General features: G+C 72.1%; 19 protein-coding genes and 1 pseudogene. 16 read left to right on the top strand and 4 right to left on the bottom strand.

What is annotated here, in order from left to right; all coding sequences use genetic code 11:
- Nucleotides 1-270 precede the first annotated feature (270 nt).
- Genes AB0F52_RS16255 through AB0F52_RS16240 form a run of 4 tightly spaced genes read left to right on the top strand, consistent with a single transcriptional unit; the run spans nt 271 to nt 5,280 of the window.
- A complete protein-coding gene (locus tag AB0F52_RS16255; protein ID WP_360170633.1) occupies nt 271-3,861 on the top strand; it encodes an FtsK/SpoIIIE domain-containing protein in 3,591 nt (1,196 codons plus the stop codon).
- On the top strand, nt 3,858-4,121 hold the full coding sequence (locus AB0F52_RS16250; RefSeq protein ID WP_360170630.1) for a WXG100 family type VII secretion target: 264 nt from the start codon (nt 3,858-3,860) through the stop codon (nt 4,119-4,121). The genes AB0F52_RS16255 and AB0F52_RS16250 overlap by 4 nt, the downstream gene beginning before the upstream one ends.
- Entirely contained in the window at nt 4,118-5,044 is a 927-nt protein-coding gene (locus AB0F52_RS16245; RefSeq protein WP_360170627.1) for a hypothetical protein, read from the top strand. Before AB0F52_RS16250 ends, AB0F52_RS16245 begins: the two co-directional genes overlap by 4 nt.
- Nucleotides 5,041-5,280 carry a hypothetical protein gene (locus AB0F52_RS16240; RefSeq protein WP_360170624.1) on the top strand — a complete coding sequence of 80 codons (240 nt, stop codon included), beginning with the start codon at nt 5,041-5,043 and terminating at the stop codon, nt 5,278-5,280. Before AB0F52_RS16245 ends, AB0F52_RS16240 begins: the two co-directional genes overlap by 4 nt.
- 14 nt (nt 5,281-5,294) lie before the next feature.
- Here the strand turns inward: AB0F52_RS16240 and AB0F52_RS16235 are convergent, their stop codons facing one another.
- Nucleotides 5,295-6,341 carry a LacI family DNA-binding transcriptional regulator gene (locus AB0F52_RS16235; protein ID WP_360170621.1) on the bottom strand — a complete coding sequence of 349 codons (1,047 nt, stop codon included), beginning with the start codon at nt 6,339-6,341 and terminating at the stop codon, nt 5,295-5,297.
- Between the two features lie 163 nt (nt 6,342-6,504).
- Here AB0F52_RS16235 and AB0F52_RS16230 point away from each other — a divergent pair, with 163 nt between their 5' ends.
- The 9 genes and pseudogenes from AB0F52_RS16230 to AB0F52_RS16190 all read left to right on the top strand — a co-directional run bounded on the left by AB0F52_RS16230 (nt 6,505) and on the right by AB0F52_RS16190 (nt 17,553).
- Nucleotides 6,505-8,022 carry a sugar ABC transporter ATP-binding protein gene (locus AB0F52_RS16230; RefSeq protein ID WP_360170618.1) on the top strand — a complete coding sequence of 506 codons (1,518 nt, stop codon included), beginning with the start codon at nt 6,505-6,507 and terminating at the stop codon, nt 8,020-8,022.
- Entirely contained in the window at nt 8,019-9,059 is a 1,041-nt protein-coding gene (locus AB0F52_RS16225; RefSeq protein WP_360170615.1) for an ABC transporter permease, read from the top strand. Before AB0F52_RS16230 ends, AB0F52_RS16225 begins: the two co-directional genes overlap by 4 nt.
- Nucleotides 9,052-10,050, top strand: coding sequence for an ABC transporter permease (locus AB0F52_RS16220; protein WP_360170612.1), 999 nt, complete (start codon nt 9,052-9,054; stop codon nt 10,048-10,050). The genes AB0F52_RS16225 and AB0F52_RS16220 overlap by 8 nt, the downstream gene beginning before the upstream one ends.
- A gap of 5 nt (nt 10,051-10,055) precedes the next feature.
- Nucleotides 10,056-11,117: a rhamnose ABC transporter substrate-binding protein gene (rhaS, locus tag AB0F52_RS16215; RefSeq protein WP_360170608.1), complete on the top strand. Its 1,062-nt coding sequence runs from the start codon at nt 10,056-10,058 to the stop codon at nt 11,115-11,117.
- A gap of 55 nt (nt 11,118-11,172) precedes the next feature.
- Nucleotides 11,173-11,517, top strand: coding sequence for an L-rhamnose mutarotase (locus AB0F52_RS16210; RefSeq protein WP_360170605.1), 345 nt, complete (start codon nt 11,173-11,175; stop codon nt 11,515-11,517).
- A complete protein-coding gene (gene rhaI, locus AB0F52_RS16205) occupies nt 11,514-12,689 on the top strand; it encodes an L-rhamnose isomerase (protein ID WP_360170602.1) in 1,176 nt (391 codons plus the stop codon). The genes AB0F52_RS16210 and rhaI overlap by 4 nt, the downstream gene beginning before the upstream one ends.
- A gap of 2 nt (nt 12,690-12,691) precedes the next feature.
- On the top strand, nt 12,692-14,710 hold the full coding sequence (locus tag AB0F52_RS16200) for a bifunctional aldolase/short-chain dehydrogenase (protein WP_360170599.1): 2,019 nt from the start codon (nt 12,692-12,694) through the stop codon (nt 14,708-14,710).
- A 16-nt stretch (nt 14,711-14,726) separates the two neighbouring features.
- A pseudogene (locus AB0F52_RS16195) lies at nt 14,727-16,147 on the top strand (L-fucose/L-arabinose isomerase family protein).
- 44 nt (nt 16,148-16,191) lie between these two features.
- A complete protein-coding gene (locus AB0F52_RS16190; RefSeq protein WP_360170807.1) occupies nt 16,192-17,553 on the top strand; it encodes a rhamnulokinase family protein in 1,362 nt (453 codons plus the stop codon).
- Nucleotides 17,554-17,584: 31 nt separating this feature from the next.
- Here AB0F52_RS16190 and AB0F52_RS16185 read toward each other — a convergent pair whose 3' ends face one another.
- Genes AB0F52_RS16185 through AB0F52_RS16175 form a run of 3 tightly spaced genes read right to left on the bottom strand, consistent with a single transcriptional unit; the run spans nt 17,585 to nt 19,651 of the window.
- Nucleotides 17,585-18,193: a response regulator transcription factor gene (locus AB0F52_RS16185; protein ID WP_360170596.1), complete on the bottom strand. Its 609-nt coding sequence runs from the start codon at nt 18,191-18,193 to the stop codon at nt 17,585-17,587.
- Nucleotides 18,190-19,257, bottom strand: a complete 1,068-nt coding sequence (locus tag AB0F52_RS16180) for a sensor histidine kinase (protein ID WP_360170593.1) — start codon at nt 19,255-19,257, stop codon at nt 18,190-18,192. Before AB0F52_RS16180 ends, AB0F52_RS16185 begins: the two co-directional genes overlap by 4 nt.
- A 10-nt stretch (nt 19,258-19,267) precedes the next feature.
- Complete coding sequence (locus tag AB0F52_RS16175; protein ID WP_360170590.1) at nt 19,268-19,651, bottom strand: hypothetical protein; 384 nt, start codon at nt 19,649-19,651, stop codon at nt 19,268-19,270.
- Nucleotides 19,652-19,781: 130 nt separating this feature from the next.
- Between AB0F52_RS16175 and AB0F52_RS16170 the strand changes: the two genes are divergently transcribed.
- The 3 genes from AB0F52_RS16170 (at nt 19,782) to AB0F52_RS16160 (ending at nt 24,568) form a co-directional block, all read left to right on the top strand.
- Nucleotides 19,782-20,813 (top strand): LacI family DNA-binding transcriptional regulator, encoded by a 1,032-nt coding sequence (locus tag AB0F52_RS16170; protein WP_360170587.1) that lies wholly within the window; start codon nt 19,782-19,784, stop codon nt 20,811-20,813.
- Between the two features lie 137 nt (nt 20,814-20,950).
- Entirely contained in the window at nt 20,951-21,232 is a 282-nt protein-coding gene (locus tag AB0F52_RS16165; RefSeq protein WP_360170584.1) for a DUF664 domain-containing protein, read from the top strand.
- 111 nt (nt 21,233-21,343) lie between these two features.
- The gene (locus AB0F52_RS16160) at nt 21,344-24,568 is read left to right on the top strand and encodes a TIM-barrel domain-containing protein (protein WP_360170581.1); all 3,225 of its coding nucleotides are present in this window, start codon (nt 21,344-21,346) and stop codon (nt 24,566-24,568) included.
- Nucleotides 24,569-24,598 lie beyond the last annotated feature (30 nt).

The raw sequence follows: 24,598 nt of genomic DNA, 5'->3' as shown, positions 1-24,598 counted from the left end.
AGGGGCACGAGCCGCCGGAAGTCCGGCGACGGCAACGGGAACAGAACGGCATGGCGCACCTCGCCCTCACCGCGACCGGTACCGGCCGCGTGGTGTCACTATCGCCTTCTCTTCCGGAAATGTTGCAGCGATTTGCCGGGTTAATCGTTTTCCGACGATCTTTCGTTCGGGGGAACAAATATCTTTTTCCAAATTCGTAACATCGGCTGGTAATCGTGCGAACTGTGATGGGCAGAGTGATTCGCCGCCGAGTACCGAGGGGTTCTGCCCGTGGAAAACAGCACCATGTCCCGCGCCGGAACCGCTCTGCCGGGCCGCGGCGGGTCGCCGCCGCCGGGAAGCCTGTCCGAGCCGATGGCCGAGCCGGTGCTGGACGAACTGGCGGCCGCGGTGTGCCGGTTGCGCGCCGTCGCGGACCACGACGAAGAACAGCTCGCGAGCCGTTTTCGCGGCAGCTTGGCGCAGCAGGAGATCGGTCTGCTCGAGGATCCGGATTCTTTTCTGCTTCTCGCTCAGTGCTGCTTGATCCGGTTGAGCCCGCGCTTGCGTTCCGCACCGGCGGCAGACCTGCCGGGTGAGCTCCGGCGTGCGCTGGCCGGCGCCGGCGACGCGACGCCGGCGGTGCTGGCCGCGGCCGACCGGCTCGGTGTCTTCGTCGCCGCGATCACCGACGACCTCCGGTCCGGTACGTACGAGGGCGACCCGCAGTCGGTCGTGCTCTCCGCACTGGCGTTCAACGCGCCGGAGTCACTGTGGCCGCTGATCGAGCGCCGGTCCGGCAATCCCGCCAGGAAGGTGGACGGCACCGATCCCAACGCCGTCGTCACGGCGATCGCCCAGGCCCAGGACGAGCTCGCCGCGGAAGCCACCCGGGCCGCGAACGCCTACGCCGGGCTGCGTGACGGTGCGGAGACGTTGCGGGCCGAACTGCCGGAGGGTGCGCTCGGCCGCAGCGCGGGCCTCCTGGCCTCGCTCGACATCGATGCGGACGGGATGCGGGAGCTCATCGCCGTCCGCGCGGAGTACGCGCGCAGTCCACTGTGGAAGAAGTTCATCATCGGCAATCCGGCGGCCTTGATCGCGGAGGAAGCCGCGGAACTGCTGGAGCACTGGCAGAAGCACGTCGTCGCGGCGCGTGAGGCCGCGAAGCGGGCGAAGAAGGCACGTGCCGAGGAAGTCGGCTCGTTGCGGCCCCTCGCGCGCACGTTCACCGAGCCGGTGTCCCCGTTCTCCGCCTTCTGGCCCGAGTCCGTGCGGCAGCTCGGCGGCTACCGGCGGACGGACCCGCCGGTCGCCGCCGAGCTGGGGAACCTGCGCGCCCCGCACCACCTCTGGACGTTCGACCCGCTGCCCGGTGAGCGCTGGGCCCGGCTGCCGTACCTGGACTACGTCTACCAAAGCGTCGCCTTCCTGACCGACCAGCAGAACCTGCCGTACGAGCACGCCTGCCGCGCCGTCACGGGGATCGTGCTCGACCAGATGTCCCGTGCCCTGCCCGGCCGGCTGACGTTGACCTGGATCGACCCCCGGGGCCGGGGGCAGAGCGCGGGCCCGCTGCTGTCGCTGCTCGAACTCGGCAAGCAGCTGATCGGGGACGCCGTCTGGGCCGAGCCCGACGACATCGCCTCGGCGCTGCGGCGGGTCAGCGACCGGATGGCGCAGCTCGAGCAGCGTGCGCTCAAGGACACGTTCCCGAACCTCGACGCCTACAACGCGGCCGCCGGTCAGCTCGCCGAGCCGAATCACGTCGTGGTGGTGACCGGCTACCCGCAGGGCTTCTCCGAAGACTCGGCCCAGCGGCTGCGGCAGATCATCGAGGGCGGCGCTCGCCTCGGCATTTCGGTGCTGGTCGTCGCGGACGAGGCGCTCTCGCACGCCTACTGGCTCGACGACGGGCCCGGGCACTACCCGGTCATGCGGGTCCGCGGCACCGCGCCGGCGTCGGCACCGTGGTGGAACAGCCAGTTGCTGCGACCGCACACGTTCGTGCTGGGAGCCGAGGGTCGCATGCACGCGTCGCTGGCGCTCGGCCAGGAGCTGCGGTGGGTGCCGTGCGATCCGCTGGTGTTCACACCGGAAGCGGCCAACGCGATCGTCGCCGGGTACGCGGTGGCGACCGAATCGGCGGCGGAGGTCAAGATCGACGCGGCCACCCTGGTCGAGCCGGGCACCGGCGCCGACACCACGAAGAGCGTCGACATCCCCCTCGGCCTGCAGGGACGCCGTGAAGTCCTGAACCTGCGGCTGGGGCACAAGCTGTCCCAGAACGTGCTGGTGGGCGGTCTTCCGGGGTCGGGCAAGTCGACGTTGTTCCACACGCTGATCGTCAACGCCGTCCGCCGGTACGACCCCGCAGAGCTGGAGTTGTACTTGCTCGACTTCAAGCAGGGGGTCGAGTTCCAGCCCTACGCCGACGGCGCGCTCCCGCACGCCCGGGTGGTCGCGGTCCAGAGTGAGCGCGATTTCGGCCTCTCGGTGCTGCGCGACCTGCGTGCCGAAATCGACCGGCGGGCCGAGCTGCTCCGGGGTCCGGAGGGCGCCGGCGCCGACGGGCTCACCGAATACCGCGAGCGGACCGGGAAGAAGCTGCCGCGCATCGTCGTCGTGGTCGACGAGTTCCAGGTGCTCTTCGCCGAGGACGACCGGATCGCGCACGAGTGCGCCCAGCTGCTGGACCACGTCGTGCGGCAGGGTCGCGCGTTCGGCGTGCACACGGTCCTGGGCACCCAGACCCTGCGGGGGCACGGCGCGATGGGCCTGCTGCGCGGGACGCTCGACCAGGTCGCCGTCCGGATCGTGCTCAAGACCAGCGAGACGGACTCGCGCCTGTTCCTCAGCGACGAGAACGCGGCCGGGGCGAGGCTGACGCGGCCGGGCCAGGCGATCTTCAACGACGGCGGTGGCCGCCCGGAAAGCAACGTCGAGTTCCAGGTCGCTCACACCGAGGACGCCGCACGCGACGCCGTCATCGCCGAAGCCCGCGAGTCCGCCGACCGTGCCGGGTTCACCCGGGCACCGCGGGTCTTCGACGGCACCAAGCCGGTCGAGGTCGGCCAGGACGACCGCGTCACCGCGCTCGTCGAAGGGACGGCGCGGGTCGACGGCAAGCGGCTCTGGCTGCACCTCGGCCTCCCGGTGGCGATCAAGGGGTCCGGCGGAGTAGGGCTGCGGCGCGCGGGCGGGGCGAACCTGCTGATCGTGCACCGGGAACCGGGGCAGGCGGTCGGCGCGCTGGCCGTGGCGCTGGCCACCGCCCGCCTGTCCACTGTGGAGCCCCTGCGGGTTGTCGGGCTGGAAAGTCTCGGACAGGACGACGAGGAGCACGAGAAGCTCCGGCACGTCCTCGAGATCGGCGACAACGCCACGTGCGTGGGCCACGGCAAGATCGGCGCGGCCCTCGCCGACCTCGCGGCCGAGGTGCGGCGGCGGCTGGAAGAGGAACGCAGCGGCGAGCGGACCATCGTCGTCCTGAACGCGCTCCAGCGGGCCCGAGTCCTCGGCGACGAGAACAGCTACGGCGAAGAGGGCTCACCTCGCGCCGACCTGCTGACGATTCTCGCCGAAGGACCCGACTACGGCATCCACACCGTGGTGCTGACGGAGTCGGTGGAAGCGGTCGACCGGCGGCTCGGGCACGGCGGCCTCGGTCAGTTCGGGGCTCGGGTCGTCGGTCAATGCTCGGTGGATGCGTCGCAGCGCGTCATCGGTACCGGAGCGGCCGGGAAGCTCGGCGAGCACTACGTGATCCTGCACGAACCGGACGACGACCGGACGGAGACGCTGCGGCTGTTCCCACGGCCGGACGACTCGTGGCGTGCGGCGGCCGCCGACGCGGCGGCCCGGCGGACGGCGGCCCGATGAGCTACCAGGGGTTCGATCCGGACGAAGTCGACCGCGCGGCGCACTCGCTCGGCCAGTCGCGGGACCAGATCCAGCAGCAGGCCAAGCAGGTCCGGTCCTGCCTGCGGAACATCAACCGGTTCCAGGGGAGCGCGGCCGACAAGTCGCGGGCGGCGGCCGACCAGGTGGCGAAGCGGCTGGACCAGGACGTTCGTGACCTGGATCAGCTGATCCAGGCGCTGAAGTCGCTGGCGGCCCAGGCCCGCCTGCTGAACCGGTGAGCCGGTTCGCCGGAGATCCCGACCAGTTGCCCCCGGTCGGCGCCGCGTTGCTGCGCTACGGCGAGCAGCTGGCCCGGCACCGGCTGGCCGTAGAGCGGGGGTGTGCGGACGTCTCACGCGCCGCCGACGCGGTGGTGGTGCGGCTCGAAGGCAGGCTGCGGGCGGCCGAGGCCCGGCTCGCCGCGGTCGACCCCGAAGACGACGGCGCCTTGGCGGTGGCCCGGCGCGAGGTCGAGCTCGCGACCACGAATCGCGACACCGGACTGGAGCAGCGCCGGCGGATCGAGCGGACGGTCGCCGATCTGCGGGCCCGGACCGGACCTCGGCTGCTCGGCGCGATCCGGACCGCCGAGCAGGGCCGGGTGCGGATCCTGGCCCTGTGGCGGCAGGTGGATCGGGCGGTGGCCGCGTTCGAGGCGGCGGTGTCGCGCTGTCTCGGCCGGGCCACGTCCCCGGTGGGCGGGTTGCCCGCACCGGCCACCCCTTCCGGGGCCGCGATGCCCGGCACCACCGGAGCGGCCGCGGGCGCGCCCTTGCCGTCGATCGGACCGGGGAAGCACCGGCTCGTCCCCGTCGAGTTCATCGACGACTCCGACTCGGGCGTGCGGAGCGCGGCCGACTTCCGGAAGGTGGAGATGCGGGTGGTCCGGGAAGGGCTCCGGAAGCTGCAAGCCGAGATCATCCCCGCCGTGCGCTCCGGCGCCGGGCTCGCGGAGATGCGCGAGCTCGATGCGCGCGCCGGGCTCACCGGTGCGCCGGCTTCGTACGAGAGAACCTACGAAGCCTTCTTCGGTGACACCGCGGTGAAACTGAGCCGGGGCGCCGACGGGCGGTACACCGTGCGCAACGGCTACCACCGCATCTGGCTGGCGAAGCAGGCGGGCTTCGACACGTTGCCCGCGGACGTGGGGGAGGACCGGTGAACGTCCTGGCCGGGCTGGTGACCGCGGTGCAGCGGGACCACCAGGTGTTCCGGGCCGCGACCCGCTCACTCATGGCGACCTGGCGCGACCCGCACGCCGAGCGCTTCGAGCGCGAAGTCCTGGCCGCGCTGGACCAGGACAGCGCCTCGACGCTGGATGCGCTGCGTGAAGCGGAGAGCGAACTGGCCCGGGCCGAGCAGGCGCTGCGCGGTGCCGGGGAGTCGCTGCTGCGCTGACGGTGGCCGGGCCGTCAGCGCAGGGTCGAGGCGCGGACCACCAGCTCCGGGGTGAAGACGACCTTCCGGTGTTCGTGGCCGGTTTCGGTCGTTTCCGCCAGCAGCAGCTCGACGGCCGTGCGGCCCAGGCGCCGCCGTGGCTGGCGGACCGAGGTCAGCGGGACCGCGGCCGCCGCGGCGAACTCGATGTCGTCGTAGCCGACGATCGCCAGGTCGTCCGGGACGCTCATGCGCAGGTTTGCGCACGTCTGCAGCAGGCCGAGGGCGACCAGGTCGTTGGCGCAGAACGCGGCGGTCGGGCGGACCGACGCCGGCAGCCCCGCCAGCCGCTCACCCGCGCCGCGGCCGTCGGCCACCGTCAGCGCCGTCGTCGTCAGGTCGACGAGGTGGTCCGGGCCGAGCCCGGCCGCCGCCAGGGCCCGCAGGGCGCCGAGCCGCCGGTCACGGACCTGGCCGACCGTCGTGTGGTTGCCGACGAAGGCGATCCGCTCGTGGCCCTGTTCGACCAGGTGCCGCACGGCGATCTCGCCGCCGTAGACGTCGTCGACCGCGACCGAACAGTGTGTGGTGCCTTCCGGTGTGCGGTCGACGACGACCACCGGCGTGCCGCGGCGGGCGATCTCGCCCAGCAGCGGGGCGTCCGGGTCGACCGGCGTGATGAGGACGCCCTGGACGCGCTGCTGTTCGAGGCGGCCGAGGTAGGCGGCCTCGCGCGAGGGCTGGTGCGCGCTGTTGCAGAGGAAGAGGGAGAGGCCGCCCTCGCCGGCGTCGTCCGCGGCGTCCTCCATGCCGGCCGCGACGTCGGTGAAGAACGGGTTGCTGCCGTCGAGCATGACGTAGGCCAGCACCCGGCTGCGCCCGGCCCGCAGCTGCCGCGCGGACTCGTTGCGCACGAAGCGGAGTTCGGCCATCGCGGCTTCGACCTTGGCGCGGGTCGCCGGGCTGACCCGATCGGGCCGGTTGAGGACGTTGGACACCGTGCCGAGGGAGACGCCGGCGACCGCCGCGACCTCCTTGATGCCCGCCGCGCGCGGCTCGGCACCCGGCTCCCTGACCACCATGCGTACCCCCTCTTCGTGACGGCTGTTGAAACGTAACATCACCGCGAAGTACCCGGTGGAGAAGCCGTTTGGCCACGGCTGAGCCGATTCATTGACTTCTCGTTCCGCCGCATAGTAGCTTCACCGCACCAGATTTGTGAAACCTTTCAATCCGGAGGTCGCGATGACGCGGCAGGACCCGGGCCGGGCCCCTCTGCTGGAGGTGCGCGGCGTGACGAAGTCGTTCGGCGCGGTCGCGGCCGTCGCCGGCGTGAGCTTCGGTTTGCACGCCGGGGAGGCCCACGCGCTGGTCGGGGAGAACGGCGCCGGCAAGTCCACGATCGTCAAGATGCTGGCCGGGGTGCACAAACCCGACGACGGCACGCTGCTGCTCGACGGCGAGGCGAGAGAGTTCGGCTCGCCCGCCGACGCGAAGGCGGCCGGCATCGCGGTCATCTACCAGGAGCCCACGCTCTTCCCGGACCTCAGCGTCGCGGAGAACATCGTGATGGGCCGCCACCCGCGCAAGAGCCTCGGCCGGATCGACCGGGCGGCGATCCGCGCCGAGGCCGAGCGGCTCTTCGCCCGCCTCGGCGTCCGGATCGACCCCGCCCGGCCCGCCAGGGGGTTGTCGATCGCCGACCAGCAGATCGTCGAGATCGCCAAGGCGCTCAGCGCCGACGCCCGGGTGCTGGTGATGGACGAGCCGACCGCCGCACTGACCCAGATCGAGGTCGAACGGCTGTTCGCCGTCGCGCGGGCGCTGCGCCAGGAAGGCGCGGCGATCATGTTCATCTCCCACCGCTTCGAGGAGATCACCGAGCTCTGCCAGCGCGTGACGATCATGCGCGACGGACGGCACGTCTCCACCGACGCGCTCGAGGACGTCACCGTCGACGAGATGGTGAAGCGCATGGTCGGCCGCGACCTGGACGCGCTGTTCCCCAAGCAGGACGTCGCACCCGGCGCGGTCGTGCTGGAGGTCGAGGGTCTCGCCCGGGAAGGCGTGTTCCGCGACATCTCCTTCTCCGTGCGCGCCGGGGAGATCGTCGCGTTCGCCGGGCTGGTCGGCTCCGGCCGCTCGGAGGTCGTCCAGGCCGTCTTCGGCGTCGACGAGCGGGACGCGGGAGTGGTGAAGGTGAGCGGCAAGAAGCTCAAGCCGCACTCGTCGCGGGCCGCCATGGCCGCCGGGATGGCCCTCGTTCCCGAGGACCGGCGCCAGCAGGGCCTGATCATGGACCTCTCGATCGAGCGGAACGTGACGTTGCCGCGTTCGCGTGCGCTCGCGAAGTTCGGCTTGCTGACCGGCGCGAACGAGCGCCGGGAAGCCCGGCGCTGGACGGAACGGCTGCGCACCAAGTACCGCCGCCTCGGCGACCCCGTCGGCACGCTCTCGGGCGGCAACCAGCAGAAGGTCGTGCTGGCCAAGTGGCTGGCGATGGCCCCGAAGGTGCTGATCGTGGACGAGCCGACGCGCGGCATCGACGTCGGCACGAAGGCCGAGGTCCACCGCCTGATGTCGTCCCTGGCCGCCGAGGGGGTCGCGATCGTCATGGTGTCTTCGGAGCTGCCGGAGGTGCTCGGCATGGCCGACCGCGTGCTGGTGATGCGGGAGGGCCGGATCGTGGCCGAGCTCCCGCGCGCCGAGGCGACCGAGGACTCGGTGATGTTCGCCGCGATGGGCCAGGGGGCCGCCGCATGACCGTGACCGAGGAGGCCCGCGTGACGAAGGAACCGGCCGTCCACTCGCGACGGTCGTGGACCGCGAACGTGCTGAAAGCCCGCGAATCCGGCATCGTCCTCGCCCTGATCGTCCTGGTCGCGTTCACCGCGACGCAGAACTCCCGGTTCCTCTCCGGGCAGAGCATCCGCGACATCCTGCTGGGCACGGCGATCCTGGCCGTGCTCGCCGTCGGCCAGGCGATCGTGATGATCACCCGCAACATCGACCTCTCGGTCGGTTCGGTGCTCGGCCTGTCGGCGTTCGCCGTGGGCACGCTGATGAAGGACCACCCGGGCCTGCCGGTACTCGCCGCCGTCCTGGTGGGGCTCGTCGTCGGCGCGGTCTGCGGGCTGCTCAACGGCGCCCTGGTGCGCTTCGGTCAGGTGCCCGCGCTGGTCGTCACCCTCGGCACGCTCTACGCCTACCGCGGGGTCAGCTACTTCTGGGCCGGCGGCCAGCAGATCAACGCCGACAAGCTGCCGGCGTCCTTCCTGGACTTCGGCACCGCGTCGGTGCTCGGCGTGCCGTGGCTGGTCCTCATCGCGGTGCTGGTCCTGGTCGCCGCCGGGATCGTGCTGCGCAGCTACCGCGCCGGGCGCGAGCTGTACGCGATGGGGTCGAGTCCGCAGGCCGCGCAGCTGGCGGGTATCCGGGTCGGCCGCAACACTATCGCGGCGTTCCTGGTCAGCGGCGCCCTCGCGGGCCTGGCCGGTGTCCTGTTCGCCGCCCGGTTCGGCACGGTGGACGCGGCCGCCGGGACCGGCTACGAGCTCAACGTCGTCGCCGCGGCCGTCGTCGGCGGGGTGGCGGTGTTCGGCGGCAGCGGCTCGGTCTGGGGCGCGGGCCTCGGCGCGCTGCTGCTGACCGTCATCGGCAGCGCCCTGGCCGTGCTCGACATCAACCAGTTCTGGCAGCAGGCGATCGTCGGTGCGCTGATCCTGCTGGCCATCGGCGCCGACCGGCTCGTCGCGGTGCGGGTCGCCAAGGCACTGAAGAAGAGGGATTCCCATGTCTGACCAGGGGAACCGGCTCGGCCGGCTGCTCAGCTGGGACGCCGCCGTCGTGCTCGTGACGGTCGTGGTCCTGATCGTCGCCTCCGGCGCCGTCGAGAACTTCGGCACCAGCCGCAACTTCACCTTCCTGCTGCTCGACCTGCTCCCCATCGCGCTGGTCGCGCTGCCGATGACGTTCATCATCGTCACCGGCGAGATCGACCTCTCGGTGGCGAGCACGCTCGGCCTGACGTCGGCGGTGATGGGCTCGCTGTGGAACGCCGGGTGGGCGATCGAGGCGATCGTCCCGCTCTGCATCGTGCTCGGCGCGGTCCTCGGCGCGCTGAACGGCTTCTTCGTCACCGTGCTGAAGCTGCCGTCGCTGGCCGTCACCATCGGGACCTTGGCGCTCTACCGCGGCCTGGCCTTCGTGGTGCTGGGCGACAGCGCGGTCGCCGACTTCCCGCGCGACTACACGAGCTGGGTCACCGGGACGATCGGCGACGGCCCGATCCCGAACGTCCTGATCCCGCTGATCGTCGCCGCGCTGATCTTCGGCGTCGTGCTGCACGCGACGCCGATCGGCCGCGGGGTGTTCGCCGCGGGCGCGGGGGAGCAGGCGGCCCGGTTCGCCGGCATCCGCACCGGGCGGCTCAAGTTCTGGCTGTACGTCGTGAGCGGCGCGGTCGCGGGTCTCGCTGGGGTGCTGTGGACGCTGCGGTACTCCAGCGCCCGCGCCGACAACGGGTTCGGTCTCGAACTGGCCGTCGTGGCCGCCGTCCTGCTCGGCGGCGTGTCCATCTTCGGCGGCAAGGGCACGCTGCCCGGCGTGCTCGCCGGGGTGGTCCTGCTGGCCTCGCTGCAGAACGCGCTGCGCCTGCAGGACGTCTCCAACGAGGCGCTCAACATCGTGACCGGCGTGCTCCTGATCGTGTCGGTCCTGCTCCCCAACATCGTGACTTCGGCCCGCACGGCAGTGCGTCGCCGTCGGCAAGCGGTAACTCCGGAAAGGTGACGAAGATGTCCCGACGGTTCCTCACCGGCGCAGTGTCGGCCGGGCTGGTGCTGGTCCTGGCCGCGTGCAGCGGCACGACCAAGAACGACAACGCCGGCTCCGGCGCCCAGCAGTCCACGGCGGCGGCGGACCCGAACGCCGCGGCGAAGGAGGGCGTCAAGATGGCGTTCCTGCCCAAGCAGCTCAACAACCCCTACAGTGACATCGAGGTCAGCGGCGGCAAGGCCGCCCTCGGTGAGCTGAAGGGCGAGTACAAGCTGGTCGGGCCGAACGACGCCAGCGCGTCGTCGCAGGTCAGCTACATCAACACGCTGATCCAGCAGCAGCAGGACGTCATCGGCATCGCCGCGAACGACCCGAACGCGGTGTGCCCGTCGCTCAACCAGGCCCGCAGTGCCGGCATCAAGGTCGTCGCGTTCGACTCCGACGCGGCCAAGGACTGCCGCGACGTCTTCATCAACCAGGCCACCACGCAGGGCATCGGCGAGGCGCTGGCCAAGCAGGCGAAGGACCTGTCGGGCGGATCCGGCGAGGTCGCGGTCCTGTCGGCGACGCCGAACGCGACCAACCAGAACGCCTGGATCGACGTGTTCAAGAAGGAACTGGCCGAGCCGGAGTACGCGAGCCTGAAGCTGGACAAGGTCGCCTACGGCAACGACGACGACCAGAAGTCGTTCCAGGAGGCCCAGGGCCTGCTGCAGTCGTTCCCGAACCTCAAGGTGATCGTCGCGCCGACCACGGTCGGCATCGCGGCCGCCGCGCGCTACGTCAGCTCGTCGAGCTACAAGGGCAAGGTCGCGGTGACCGGGCTGGGCACGCCGAACCAGATGCGCGCCTTCGTCAAGGACGGCACGGTCAAGCAGTTCGCACTGTGGAACCCGGCCGACATCGGCTACCTCGCCGCCTACGCGGGTGTCGCGCTCAAGTCGGGTCAGATCACCGGCAAGCAGGGCGAGAAGTTCAAGGCGGGCAAGCTCGGCGACTACACGATCGGCGAGAACGGCGAGATCGTCCTCGGCCCGCCGACGACGTTCGACGCGAACAACATCGACAAGTTCAACTTCTGAGACTCCCGGCCGGGTCGCGACGGGCGGCCCGGCCGGGTTCCACCAAGGACGGACTGTGCCCCGATACTGCTTCTGCCTGCAGGTCAAGCCCGACCGGCTGGCCGAGTACGCCGAGCGCCACCGCGCCGTCTGGCCGGAGATGCGGCAGGCCCTGCACGACACCGGCTGGCGCAACTACTCGCTCTTCCTGCGCGAGGACGGCCTCCTGATCGGTTACGTCGAGGCGGACGACCTCGCCGCCGCGCAGGCGGCGATGGCCGAGACCGACGTCAACACGCGCTGGCAGGCGGAGATGGCGGAGTTCTTCACCGGCCTCGACGGCGGTCCGCCGGACGAGGGCTTCCAGCTCCTCGAAGAGGTCTTCCACCTCGAACCCCCAACCGTCGCGGAAGGACAGTGATCGCCGTGGGCGACTTGACGGCCGTGAAGCAGGCCTTGCGGACCCAGCGCATCGAGACGCCGTCGTGGGCGTACGCGAACTCGGGCACCCGGTTCAAGGTGTTCCCGCAGCCCGGTGTCCCGCGGACGCCTGAGGAGAAGATCGCCGACGCCGCGGTGGTGCACCGGCTCACCGGGGTCGCGCCGAGCGTGGCGCTGCACATCCCGTGGGACAAGGTCGGCGACTACGCCGCTCTGACCGCGTACGCGCGGGACCTCGGTGTCGAGATCGGCGCGATCAACACCAACGTCTTCCAGGACGAGGACTACAAGCTCGGCTCGGTGACCAACCCCGACCCGGGCATCCGCCGCAAGGCGACCGACCACCTCCTGGAAGCCATCGACATCATGGACGCGACGGGCTCGCGCGACCTGAAGCTGTGGTTCTCCGACGGCATCAACTACCCCGGCCAGGACGACATCCGCGACCGGCAGGACCGGCTCGCGGCGGCGCTTCGCGAGACGTACGAGCGGCTCGGGGACCACCAGCGGATGCTGCTGGAGTACAAGCTGTTCGAGCCGGCCTTCTACGCCACCGACGTCCCGGACTGGGGCACGTCCTACGCCCACTGCATCGAGCTGGGGGAGCGGGCGACGGTGTGCATCGACACCGGTCACCACGCCCCCGGGACGAACATCGAGTTCATCGTCGCGTTCCTGCTGCGCGCGGGGAAGCTGGGCGCGTTCGACTTCAACTCGCGGTTCTACGCCGACGACGACCTGATGGTCGGGGCGGCGGACCCGTTCCAGCTGTTCCGGATCATGTACGAGATCGTCCGCGCCGACGCGTTGGACCCGGCGTACGGGATCGCGTTCATGCTCGACCAGTGCCACAACATCGAGGCGAAGATCCCGGCGATCATCCGGTCGGTGATGAACGTCCAGGAGGCCACGGCCAAGGCGCTGCTGGTGGACCGCACCGCACTGCGTGCCGCGCAGCAGTCGGGTGACGTGCTCGCCGCGAACGCCGTGCTGATGGACGCCTACAACACCGACGTCCGGCCGCTGCTGGCCGACCTGCGCACCGAAGCCGGGCTCGACCCGGACCCGATCGCGGCCTACCACCGCAGCGGGTACCAGGAGAAGATCGTGGCCGAGCGCGCCGGCGGCACGCAGGCCGGATGGGGAGCATGAGGATGACCGTGCCGGAGCAGCTCATCGCGCGCAGCAACGCGCTCGGGGCCGACCCGCGCAACACCAACTACGCCGGCGGCAACACCTCCGCCAAGGGCGCGGTGACCGACCCGGTCACCGGCTCGCCCACCGACGTCCTGTGGGTCAAGGGCTCCGGCGGCGACCTCGGCACGCTGACCGAGGCCGGGCTGGCGGTACTGCGGCTGGACCGGCTGCGTTCGCTGGTGACCGTGTACCCGGGCGTCGAGCGCGAAGACGAGATGGTCGCCGCGTTCGACTACTGCCTGCACGGGCGGGGCGGGGCGGCGCCGTCGATCGACACCGCGATGCACGGCCTGGTCGAGGCTCCGCACGTCGACCACCTGCACCCCGACTCGGGGATCGCACTGGCCACGGCGGCCGACGGCCCGGCGCTGACCAAGGAGTGCTTCGGCGACCGCGTCGCCTGGGTGGACTGGCGGCGGCCCGGGTTCCAGCTCGGCCTGGACATCGCCGCGGTGAAGGCGGCGAACCCGCAGGCGATCGGCGTCATCCTCGGCGGCCACGGCATCACCGCGTGGGGCGCGACCTCGGAAGAGTGCGAGCGGAATTCCCTGGAGATCATCCGGACGGCGGAGGAGTTCCTCGCCTCGCGCGGTGCGCCCGAGCCGTTCGGGCCGGTCGTTCCCGGGTTCGAAGCGCTGCCGGACGCCGAGCGGCTCGCGCGGGCGGCGGCGCTGGCGCCGGTGATCCGCGGGCTGGCGTCGACCGACCAGCGCGTGGTCGGCCACTACACCGACAGCGACGTCGTGCTCGAGTTCCTGGCCCGCGAGAAGCTCGGCCCCCTGGCCGCGCTCGGGACGTCCTGCCCGGACCACTTCCTGCGCACCAAGGTCCGGCCCCTGGTCGTGGACCTGCCCGCCACCGCGCCCCTGGAGGACGTCGTCGCGCGGCTCAAGGAACTGCACGCGGAATACCGCGACGAATACCGCGCCTACTACGAGCGGCACGCCGACGCCGATTCGCCCGCGATGCGCGGCGCCGACCCGGCCATCGTGCTGGTGCCCGGTGTCGGGATGTTCTCCTTCGGCAAGGACAAGCAGACCGCGCGGGTGGCGGGGGAGTTCTACGTCAACGCGATCAACGTCATGCGTGGCGCCGAGGCCGTCTCGACCTACGCCCCGATCCCGGAAAGCGAGAAGTTCCGGATCGAGTACTGGGCGCTGGAAGAGGCGAAGCTGCAGCGGATGCCGAAGCCCAAGCCCCTCGCCGGGCGGATCGCCCTGGTCACCGGGGCCGGGTCCGGGATCGGCAAGGCCATCGCGCAGCGGCTCGCGGCCGAAGGCGCCTGCGTGGCCATCGCCGACCTGAACGGGGACGCGGCCGCGCAGGTCGCCGCGGAGATCGGCGGGACGGCGGTCACCGCCGACGTCACCGACGCGGCGGCGGTCCAAGCCGCGGTGAACACGACCGTGCTGGCGTTCGGGGGAATCGACCTGGTGGTCAACAACGCCGGGCTGTCCATCTCGAAGCCGCTGCTGGAGACCACCGAACGCGACTGGGACCTGCAGCACGACGTGATGGCGAAGGGCTCGTTCCTGGTCGCGCAGGCCGCGGCGAAGGCCATGGTCGCGCAGGGCATCGGCGGGGACATCGTCTACATCTCGTCCAAGAATTCGGTGTTCGCGGGCCCGAACAACGTCGCGTACGGCGCCGCGAAGGCCGACCAGGCGCACCAGGTGCGGCTGCTGGCGGCCGAGCTCGGCGCCCACGGCATCCGGGTCAACGGCGTCAACCCCGACGGCGTCGTCCAGGGCTCGGGCATCTTCGCCGGGGGCTGGGGTGCCCAGCGCGCCGCCGTCTACGGCGTGCCCGAGGAGAAACTGGGCGAGTTCTACGCCCAGCGGACCATCCTCAAGCGCGAGGTACTGCCCGAGCACGTCGCGGCCGCGGTGTTCGCCCTCACCGGCGGCGACCTCACCCACACCACCGGCTTGCACGTGCCGGTGGACGCCGGGGTGGCCGCCGCGTTCCTGCGCTGACTCCCGGAGGAGACCGATGACCCTGGATCGCATCACGCTGCGCAAGACCCGCGTCGGGCTCGTCTCCGGCGGGCTCGGCGCCTACTGGCCGCAGTTCCCCGCGCTGCTGCCCCAGCTGGAGGCGTCCGCGCGGCGAGTCTCTTCGCGACTGTCCGAACTGGACTGCGAGGTGATCGACGCCGGGTTCGTCTCGGACGCGGCCGAAGGCGCGGCCGCGGCGGAGCAGCTGCGGGTGGCCGGCTGCGACCTGATCGTCGGCTTCCTCACGACGTACCTGACCTCCAGCATGCTGGCCCCGGTCGCGCAGCGGTCGGGTGCCCCGGTGCTGCTGCTGAACCTGCAGCCCACCGAGGCGATGGACCACGAGTCCTTCGACACCGGCGCGTGGCTGGCCTACTGCGGCGCCTGCCCGCTGCCGGAAATGGCCAACACGTTCCGGCGCCTCGGGGTCGAGTTCCGCTCGGTGTCCGGATACCTGGAGGATCCGCGGGCGTGGACGCGGATCGAGCGGTGGATCAAGGCCGCGGGCGTGCGGGCGGCCCTGCGGCACGGCCGCCACGGCCTGCTCGGGCACCTCTACCCGGGCATGATGGACGTTTCCACCGACCCGACGCTGGTGTCGGCCCAGCTCGGCGGGCACGTCGAGATCCTGGAGGTCGACGACCTGCGGGTGCGCGTGGAAAAGGTCACCGACGACGAGACCGCCGCACGCGTCGCGCTGGCCCGCGAAGTGTTCACCGTGGACGAGTCCGTCGTGGACGAAGACTTCGCCTGGGGCGCCCGGGTTTCGGTGGCCCTCGACCGGCTCGTCGACGACTTCTCGCTGGATTCCCTGGCTTATTACCACCGCGGCCTCGACGGGGAGACGCACGAACGCGTCGGCGCCGGGTTCATCCTCGGCGCGTCCCTGCTCACCGCGCGCGGCATCCCGGCCGTCGGCGAGTACGAGCTGCGGACGTCCCTGGCCATGCTGGTCATGGACCGCCTCGGCGCCGGTGGCTCGTTCACCGAGCTGCAGGCGCTGAACTTCCGCGACGGCGTGGTCGAGATGGGCCACGACGCCCGGCCCACCTCGGGATCAGCGCCCGCAAGCCGCTGCTGCGCGGCCTGGGCGTCTACCACGGCAAGCGCGGCTGGGGCGTGTCGGTGGAGTTCGACGTCAAGCACGGGCCGGTGACGCTGTGCGGGCTCGGCCAGCGCCGCGACGGGACGTTCACGCTGATCGCGTCCGAAGGCACCGTGGTGCCCGGTCCGCTGCTGCGGATCGGCAACACGACCTCCCGCGTCGACTTCGGCTGCGACCCCGGGGAGTGGACCGACGCGTGGTCGGCCAGCGGCATCGCGCACCACTGGGCGCTCGGCACCGGCCACCGCGTCGCCGAGCTGACGGCCGTCGCGGACCTGCTCGGCCTGGAGCTGACGGTGGTTCGCCCGTGAAGCGAGTCGCGGCCGTCGACCTCGGCGCGTCCAGCGGGCGCGTGATGGCCGGGACGGCCGGCCCGTCGCTGCTGACGGTCGAGGAGGTGCGGCGCTTCCCGAACGGCGGCGTCCGCGCGGGGCCGGCGCTGTACTGGGACATCCTGGGCCTGTACCGCGAGACCCTGGCCGGAATCCGCGAAGCCGGGCGCCTGGACGGCGTCGGCATCGACTCCTGGGCGGTCGACTACGGGCTCCTGGACGACCGCGGCGCGCTGCTCGGCAACCCCGTCCACTACCGCGACTCGCGCACCGACGGCGTGCTTCCCCAGGTCTTGGAGAAGGTGTCCGCGCGCGAGCTCTACGACGTGACGGGACTGCAGCAGCTGCCGTTCAACACCCTCTACCAGCTGGTGTCGGAAGGCGACCGGCTCGAGGCCGCGTCGGCGATGCTGCTGATCCCGGACCTGCTCGGCTACTGGCTCACGGGCTCGATCGGCGCCGAGCGGACGAACGCGTCGACGACGCAGCTGTACGACGTCCGCGCGCGGACCTGGGCGGCGTCACTGGCTTCGCGCGTCGGAATCCCACCGCGGCTGCTGCCGCCGCTGCGCGACCCGGGGACGGTGGTGGGCACGGCGGACGAGCTGTCCGGCCTGCCGGTGGTGGCGGTCGGCTCGCACGACACGGCGTCGGCGGTGGTCGCGGTCCCGGCGGACCCGGGGACGAACTTCGCGTACATCTCGTCGGGCACGTGGTCGCTGGCCGGGCTGGAACTGCCGGCTCCGGAGCTGAGCGACGCGGCCCTGGAAGCGAACTTCACGAACGAGGGCGGCGTCGACGGCACGATCCGGTTCCTGCGCAACGTGATGGGCCTGTGGGTGCTGTCGGAGACGCTGCGCACGTGGTCGTGCCCGGAGGACCTCCCGGCGCTGCTGGCCGCCGCGGCTTCAGCACCCGCGCTGGCCGCGGTGGTGGACATCGACGACCCGGCCTTCCTTCCCCCGGGCGACATGCCCTCCCGCATCGAAGCGGCCTGCCGGGCGACGGGCCAGCAGCCACCCGCCACCCGGGCGGCGGTGGTCCGCTGCATCGTGGACAGCCTGGCGCTGGCCCACCGCCGGGCCATCCAGGCCGCGACCCGCGTTTCCGGCCGTCAGGTCGACGTGATCCACCTGGTGGGCGGCGGAGCCCGCAACGAGCTGCTGTGCCAGTCGACGGCGGACGCGTGCGGCGTACCGGTCCTGGCCGGCCCGGTCGAGGCGGCGGCGCTGGGGAACGTGCTGGTCCAGGCCCGGGCCTTGGGGGAGGACCTGCCGGATCTGGCGGCGATGCGGGCTTTGGTGCGCGAGACGCAGGAGATCCGCCGTTACGAGCCATCGGGCCGCGCGGACTGGGCGGCGGCCGAAGCCCGGCTGCACGGCTGAGGTCGCCTGAGTCCGGTGCGTGCCTTGCCTCCTACAGCCAGCCCCGCTCGTCCGCCGTCCGCACGGCTTCCACCCGGTTCCGCGCCCCGGTCTTGGCGATCGCCGCCGACACGTAATTGCGCACGGTCCCCTCGGACAGATACAACCGCGAGGCGATCTCGGCGATCGTCGCCCCGCTTCGCGCCGTGATGAGGACGTCGCGCTCGCGGGCCGTCAGCGGTGACTCGCCCGCCGCCAGCGTGGCCACCGCCAGTGCCGGGTCCACCACCCGCTCGCCGCCGCGCACCCGGCGGATCGCGTCGGCGAGCACGTCGGCCGGGGCGTCCTTCACCACGAACCCGGCCGCGCCCGCCTCGATCGCGCGCCTGAGGTACCCGGCGCGCCCGAACGTCGTCAGCATGACGATCCGGCAGTCCGGCACCTGCGCCGCCAGCACCGCGGCGGCCGCCAGCCCGTCCAGGCCGGGCATTTCGATGTCGAGCAGGGCGACGTCGGGCCGGTGCTCGCGTGCCGCCGCGACGACCTCGTCGCCGCGGCCCACCGAGGCGACCACCTCGAAGTCGTCCTCGAGGGCGAGGAGCGCGCACAACGCCTCCCGGACCAGCGCCTGGTCGTCGGCCAGCAGCAACCGGATCGTCATACCGTCACCCGCAGCCGCCAGCCCCGCGGGTGCAGCGGCCCCGCCGAAAAGCGCCCGCCGGCCGCGAGGACGCGCTCGCGCAGCCCATCGAGCCCGGAACCCCCGCTCGCGATCCCGCCCACGCCGTCGTCGACGACCTCCACTGTGGACGCCGAGAGCGTCACCGAGCACCGCGTCGCCCGCGCGTGCCGGGCCACGTTGGTCAGGCCCTCCCGCACCACCCACCCGAAGAGTTCCTGGTGCGCCGGGCCGACGGCGTCGGTGGCCGTCGGCAGGTCCGCGGCGACCCCGCACGCGCGCAGCAGCTCACGGCCGCGGGCCAGCTCGCCGGCCAACGTGACGTCCCGGTAGCCCGACACCGCGGCGCGCACGTCGGTCAGCGCCTGCCGGGCCAGCGTCTCGACGGCCGCCATCTCCTCACCCGCGCGGGCGGCTTCCGCCGTGACCAGCCGCCGGGCCAGCGTGCTCTTCACCGTGATCGCGGTGAGCGAGTGGCCGAGCAGGTCGTGCAGGTCCCGGGCGATCCGGGTCCGTTCGGCCTCGGACGCCAGCCGCGCGACCTCGGCACGGGCCTCGACGAGCGCCGCGTTCGCCCGGATCGCTTCCGCGAACGCGGACACCATGAGCACGGTGAACACGAGCGCCACGGCCTGTGTCCAACCCGGCCCACCCGGCCACGGCCCCAGGACGGCGGCGAGCGCGGCCGCCGCCACCAGCACGAACGCGACGCGCCGGGGGAGCCGCGGCACGGCCAGCGAAAGAACGACGGCGGCGAGGAAGAAGGCGTCGGCGTGGGCGAACGGGATCGCGACGGCGAACAGCACGGCGCAGCCCCCGGTCAGCAGCCAGAACGGCCGCGTGGCCCGGCGGGCCGCCGCGGCCGCGGCGAGCAGGTACCCGGCGGCGAACGCGGCCACGACCAGGCAGCCCGCGAAAGCGGCGGTGCCCGCGGAATGCTGCAGCACACCCGCCACGGTCACGGCCGGGTAGACGAGCATGCCGGCGTCGAGCAGCCGCAGCCGCCAGCCGCGCACCCAGCGCTGCACGTCCCTCGTCCCGTCCACCTCCGGCACGCTACCGCGCCCGCAGTCGCCGGCCGTTGATCAGCACGGTCACCCCGAGCAGCAGGAGCCCGCACGCGGCCTGCTCGATCCGCAGCCACAGCGGGAACAGCCCGGGCCACGCGACGATGACGGCGATCGCCACCAGCATCACCGCCGAGACGATCCGCAGCCGCAGGAGCCCCTTGCGCGAGCCCCGGGCGGCGCTGCGGGCGAACGCGAACGTCAGCAGCGAACTGGCGACGACGATCGTGGCGCGCACCCAGACCGCGTCGGTCACCATCGCGGGGTGGTCCCGGAACAGGACGATCACGCCGAAAGTGAGGACGGAGAGCGCGGCGTACGCGCCGGTCAGCAGCAGTACCGGCCGGAAGCCGGCGGTTTCGGTTCTCGTCATGCCGGAAATGCTCGTCGCGCGGCTCCTCGGCGGGCAGTGCCGTCCCCCACCGGCCACCCGTGACATTTGTCAGCAGCACAGTGGTCGGCAATACAGGGAGAGCGCTCTCACAGCGTGCTAGAAAGGACTGGTGACGACGCAGCCGCCCACCCTGGAGGACGTCGCGCGGGTCGCCGGCGTCTCCCGCGCCACGGTGTCCCGCGTGGTGAACAGCGTGCGCAACGTCGATCCGAAGCTGCGCGAGACGGTCGAGCGCGCCATCGCCGACACCGGGTACGTCCCGAACCGCGCGGCCCGCTCGCTGGTCACCCGGCGCACCGGCGGGATCGCGCTGGTCGTGTCCGAACCGGAGCGGCACGTCGAAGCCTTCACCGGCGGTGTGTTCGGCGACCCGTTCTTCGGCCGGGTCGTCGAAGGCGTGCTCGCGCACCTGCGCCCGCGGGGGCTCCACCCGCTGCTGATGCTCGTCGACAGCGACGAAGAGCGCGAGAAGCTGGTGCCGAAGCTGCGTCAGGAGCAGGTCAGCGGTGTGCTGCTGATCTCGCTGCACCCGGCGGAAGACCCGCTTCCGCGCACGCTGACCGGCGCGGGCGTCCCCACGGCGTTGTTCGCGCGGCCCGGCCGCCCCGCGCCGGTCTGCTACGTCGACGTCGCCCACCAGGACGGCGCCCGGCTCGCGGCCGGCCGGCTCGTCTCGCGCGGCTGCCGCCGCGTCGCCACGATCGCGGGCCCGGCAGGCACCCCGGCGGGGCAGGACAGGCTGGCCGGGTTCCGCGACGCGATGGCCCGCCACGGTCACGCGTACGTGGCGGTCGCCGAGGGCGACTTCACCGAACAGGGCGGCGAACGGGCGATGGAGCGCCTGCTCGCCGAGGACCCGGAGCTGGACGGGCTCTTCGTGGCCAACGACCTGATGGCGTACGGCGCGCTGACGGTGTTGCGCGAGGCCGGCAAGCGGGTCCCGGACGACGTGGCGGTGGTCGGCTTCGACGACAGCCGGGTCGCGCTCAGCTGCCGGCCCCGGCTCACGACGGTCCGCCAGCCGGTCGAGGAGATGGGCGCGACGATGGCCCGGATGGTGCTCGACCGCATGGCCGACCCGGCCCTGCGCGCCGAGTCGGTGATCTTCGACCCGGAACTGGTGGTCCGGGACTCGGCCTGACCGCTGGTGTCGCGCGTCTGAGGTACGTCGACAGTCTCCTGGCGGCGGCTGGTCCGATGCAGTGGCCGGAAGTCCGCGCTGACCGGGCCGGTTTCGGGGGCGCGAGCCGGTTCCGGCCACTCCGAACGTCAAACAACTTGCGACGCGTCGCGGGCGGCCCGGACCCGGGCGACGTGGGGATGGACGTCCCGGCCGGCCTGACCGCTCCCGAAGTCCTGGCCGGCTACCGCGCGGCGATCGAGGAGAGCGACGCGGCGATCCGGGCCGCCGGGCACCCGGACGCGCCCTCGGCGGTGTCGATCGACGGCAGGTTCCACACCCTGCGGTGGGTGCTGGCCCACATGACGAGCGAGACCGCCCGCCACGCGGGGCACGCCGACATCCTGCGGGAGCAGCTCGACGGGGTGACCGGCCGCTGATCTGTCCGGGACAGGTTCTGCTCAATGGTCTGGACATCGGGCGATTTGCTGTGCTCAGATTTCCAACGTTGTAACGCCGCCGAGTCCCCTTCACCGGAACGGAGTTCCGCCGTGCGGAGCAGAACAGCGAGAACCATCCGGCGGGCCTGCGCGCTCGCCGTCGCCGGGAGCGCCGTCGCGGCGGTGGCCGTCGCGACCCCCGCCGTGGCCGGGCCCGCGAGCCAGACCGTCACCGCCGGGAACGCCCGCTTCCAGGTGCTGTCGCCGACCCTGATCCGCACCGAGTACGCGGGCGACGGCCGCTTCACCGACGCCGCCACCTTCAACGCCGTCGGCCGCGGCGCCTTCCCGTCCACGCCGTACACCAGCACGGTTTCGGGCGGCGTCCTCACGATCAAGACGAGTGCGACGACGCTGACCTACCGGCTGAACTCCGGGCCGTTCGACGGCGGCAACCTCGAACTCCGCACGACCGCCGGCGCGACCCCGGTGCTCGCGGCCCCCTGGCACCACCTGACCTGCGCGGCCGGTGCCCGGTGTGAGGCCGAAGACCTCACCACCGACGGGCTCGGCGTCGCGACCGACCACTCCGGCTACACCGGCGAAGGCTTCCTCGCCGGCTTCGAAAGCACCGGGAACTCGGTGACGGCGGACGTCCTCGCGCCCACCGCGGGGACGTACTCGGTGACCGCGCGCTACGCCAACGGCCAGGGCGGCGACGGCCAGCACGTCACGCGCACCCTGAGCGTTTCGGTCGACGGCGGCGCGGCGCAGAAACTCACCCTGCCCGTGACGGCGGACTGGAACGCCTGGGCCCTGGCCTCGGTCCCGGTCACCCTCGCCGCCGGGCACCACAGCGTCCGCCTCGAGCGGACCGCGGCCGACTCCGGCAACGTCAACCTCGACGGCCTGGCCGTGCTGACCGCGGGTGCGTCCTTCCCGCCGGCCTCGGCGCGCGCGTTCACCGGCTGCCCGGCCGGGACGAGCTGCGAGGCCGAAGCCGGCCTGCGCTCGGGGTCCGCCGTCGTGGCGACCGACCACACCGGCTACGCCGGGCGCGGGTTCGTCGCCGAGCTCAACCGCGGTTCGGCGCTGACCCACCGAGTCTCGGACGTCCCGGCCGACGGCACGTACCTGCTGCACGTCCGCTACGCCAACGGCACCGGCGGCGACGGCCGCCACGAAATGCGCACGGCGCCGGTCACCGCGAACGGCGTCACCCGCACGCTGACGCTGCCGATCACCGACGGCTGGGACGCCTGGAAGAGCGCGTCCGTGCCGGTGGACCTGAAGGCGGGCACGAACGACGTCGTCCTCGGCTGTCCCGAGGACACCAGCTGCCACGTCAACGTCGACACCGTCGCCGTCACCCCGGCCGGAGGCACGGCGCCGCCGCCGCACCTCGCGCTCGGCGGCTACCGGCGCGGTCTCGACGGCGTCAACGGCGACAACGGCACGCCGTCGACCACCGAAGGCCTCCTGCACCAGGACGGCTGGTACCTGCTCGACGACACGATCTCCGCGCTGTACGACACGCGGACCCGTGCGGTGACGCAGCGGCCGTCCCACGGCGGAAACCCCTACCAGGACGGTTACCTCTTCGCGTTCGGCCACGACTACAAGGCCGGGCTGCGTGACCTGGCGACCCTGACCGGGCCGCCGCAGCTGCTGCCGCGCTGGGCCTACGGCGTCTGGTACTCCGAGTACATCGACCGCACCGCGGCCGACTACCGCGACACGATCCTGCCCCGGTTCCGCAGCGAAGGCGTCCCGCTGGACGTCCTGGTGACCGACACCGACTTCAAGGCGCCGGACACGTGGAACGGCTGGCAGTTCGACACCGCGAAGTTCCCCGACCCGGCCGGCTTCTTCGCCTGGTCGAAGGCCCAGGGCCTGCACAACAACCTCAACATCCACCCCAGCATCATGGGCTCGGACCCGCAGTTCGCCCGCGCCCAGGCGACGGCGAAGGGCAAGCTGGTCAAGTCGAACTGCGGCACCGACTGCTACGTCTTCGACTGGGGCGACCCGGACCAGCTCAAGGCCTACCTCGACCTGCACGCCGGGATGATGAAGCAGGGCAACGACTTCTGGTGGCTCGACTGGTGCTGTGACGCCTCGCGCTCGAGCCTGCCCGGCGTGACCCCGGACGCGTGGATCAACCAGCAGTACGCCGATCTCGCGGCGCCCGCGACCGGCCGCGGGTTCGTCATCTCGCGGGCGTACGGCTCGCTGCAGGCGGGCGGCTACGGCGGCCCGACGGGGCTGGCCACGGGGCCGTGGGCGGACAAGCGCAGCACGCTCCACTTCACCGGCGACACCTCGTCGACGTGGGGAACGCTGCGGATGGAGGTCGGCATCACGCCGGCGGAGTCGGCGGCGACCGGCATGTCGGCGATCAGCCACGACATCGGCGGCCACAACGACACGACGGGCCTGCGCGGCAGCGAGACCTACACCTCCGGCGGCCAGCAGCACCAGACGGCCAAGCTGCCGGACGACATGTACGCGCGGTGGGTGCAGCTCGGCACGTTCCAGCCGATCGACCGCCTGCACAGCAACCACAGCGACCGGCTGCCCTGGCAGTACGGCGACGCGGCCAAGGCGTCGGCGACGAAGTTCTTGAACCTGCGGGAAAACCTGGTGCCCACCACGTACACGCTGGCGCAGGAAGCGGCGGCGACGGGCGTCCCGGTGGTGCGCCCGACGTACCTGGAGTACCCGGACGAGCCGGCCGCGTACGCGGCGGCCCAGAGCGAGTACTTCTACGGGCCGGACCTGCTGGTCGCACCGGTGACCTCCCCGGGGACGTCGGCGACGACGTCGGTGTGGTTCCCGCCGGGGCAGTGGACGGACTACTTCACCGGCAAGACCTACGCGGGCGGGACGACCCAGCAGGTGACGTCGGACCTGGGCACGATGCCGGTGTTCCTCCGCGCGGGCGGCATCACGGCCACCCGGACGGCCGACGTCGCCAACGACGTCCAGAACCCGCTGGACCGGGTGACGGTGACGGTGGCGCCGGGTGGCTCCGGGAAGTTCTCGCTGTATGAAGACAACGGGGTGTCGTCGGCGCGTTCGTCGTCGACGAAGATCGCCTACAGCGAGTGCTACGGGGCGCACACGGTGACGGTCTCGCCCACACAGGGCTCGTTCCGGGCGGCACCCCGCGAGTGGACGGTGAAGTTCCTCGGCGTGGCGTCGGCCCCGAGCCGGGTGAAGGTCGGGAACGGCTGGGCGCCGCCGACGGCGTGGAAGTGGGACGCGGCGACGAAGACGCTGACCGTGACCGCGCCGGCCCAGCCGGGCCGGGGTCCGGTGACCGTCACGTACTGAGCCTGCCGGAGCCGGAACTGCCGTCGAGGC

The sequence above is a fragment of the Amycolatopsis sp. NPDC024027 genome, assembly GCF_040638975.1.
Lineage (GTDB): Bacteria > Actinomycetota > Actinomycetes > Mycobacteriales > Pseudonocardiaceae > Amycolatopsis.
Note: the sequence above shows the minus strand (reverse complement) of the source record. Positions and strands in the feature narration are given on the sequence as shown.

Coding starts and splice junctions, on each gene's coding strand:
- AB0F52_RS16250 (WP_360170630.1), top strand. CDS start 3,858: ATGAGCTACCAGGGGTTCGATCCGGACGAAGTCGACCGCGCGGCGCAC.
- AB0F52_RS16235 (WP_360170621.1), bottom strand. CDS start 6,341: ATGGTGGTCAGGGAGCCGGGTGCCGAGCCGCGCGCGGCGGGCATCAAG.
- AB0F52_RS16230 (WP_360170618.1), top strand. CDS start 6,505: ATGACGCGGCAGGACCCGGGCCGGGCCCCTCTGCTGGAGGTGCGCGGC.
- AB0F52_RS16225 (WP_360170615.1), top strand. CDS start 8,019: ATGACCGTGACCGAGGAGGCCCGCGTGACGAAGGAACCGGCCGTCCAC.
- AB0F52_RS16220 (WP_360170612.1), top strand. CDS start 9,052: ATGTCTGACCAGGGGAACCGGCTCGGCCGGCTGCTCAGCTGGGACGCC.
- rhaS (WP_360170608.1), top strand. CDS start 10,056: ATGTCCCGACGGTTCCTCACCGGCGCAGTGTCGGCCGGGCTGGTGCTG.
- AB0F52_RS16200 (WP_360170599.1), top strand. CDS start 12,692: ATGACCGTGCCGGAGCAGCTCATCGCGCGCAGCAACGCGCTCGGGGCC.
- AB0F52_RS16190 (WP_360170807.1), top strand. CDS start 16,192: ATGGCCGGGACGGCCGGCCCGTCGCTGCTGACGGTCGAGGAGGTGCGG.
- AB0F52_RS16185 (WP_360170596.1), bottom strand. CDS start 18,193: ATGACGATCCGGTTGCTGCTGGCCGACGACCAGGCGCTGGTCCGGGAG.
- AB0F52_RS16175 (WP_360170590.1), bottom strand. CDS start 19,651: ATGACGAGAACCGAAACCGCCGGCTTCCGGCCGGTACTGCTGCTGACC.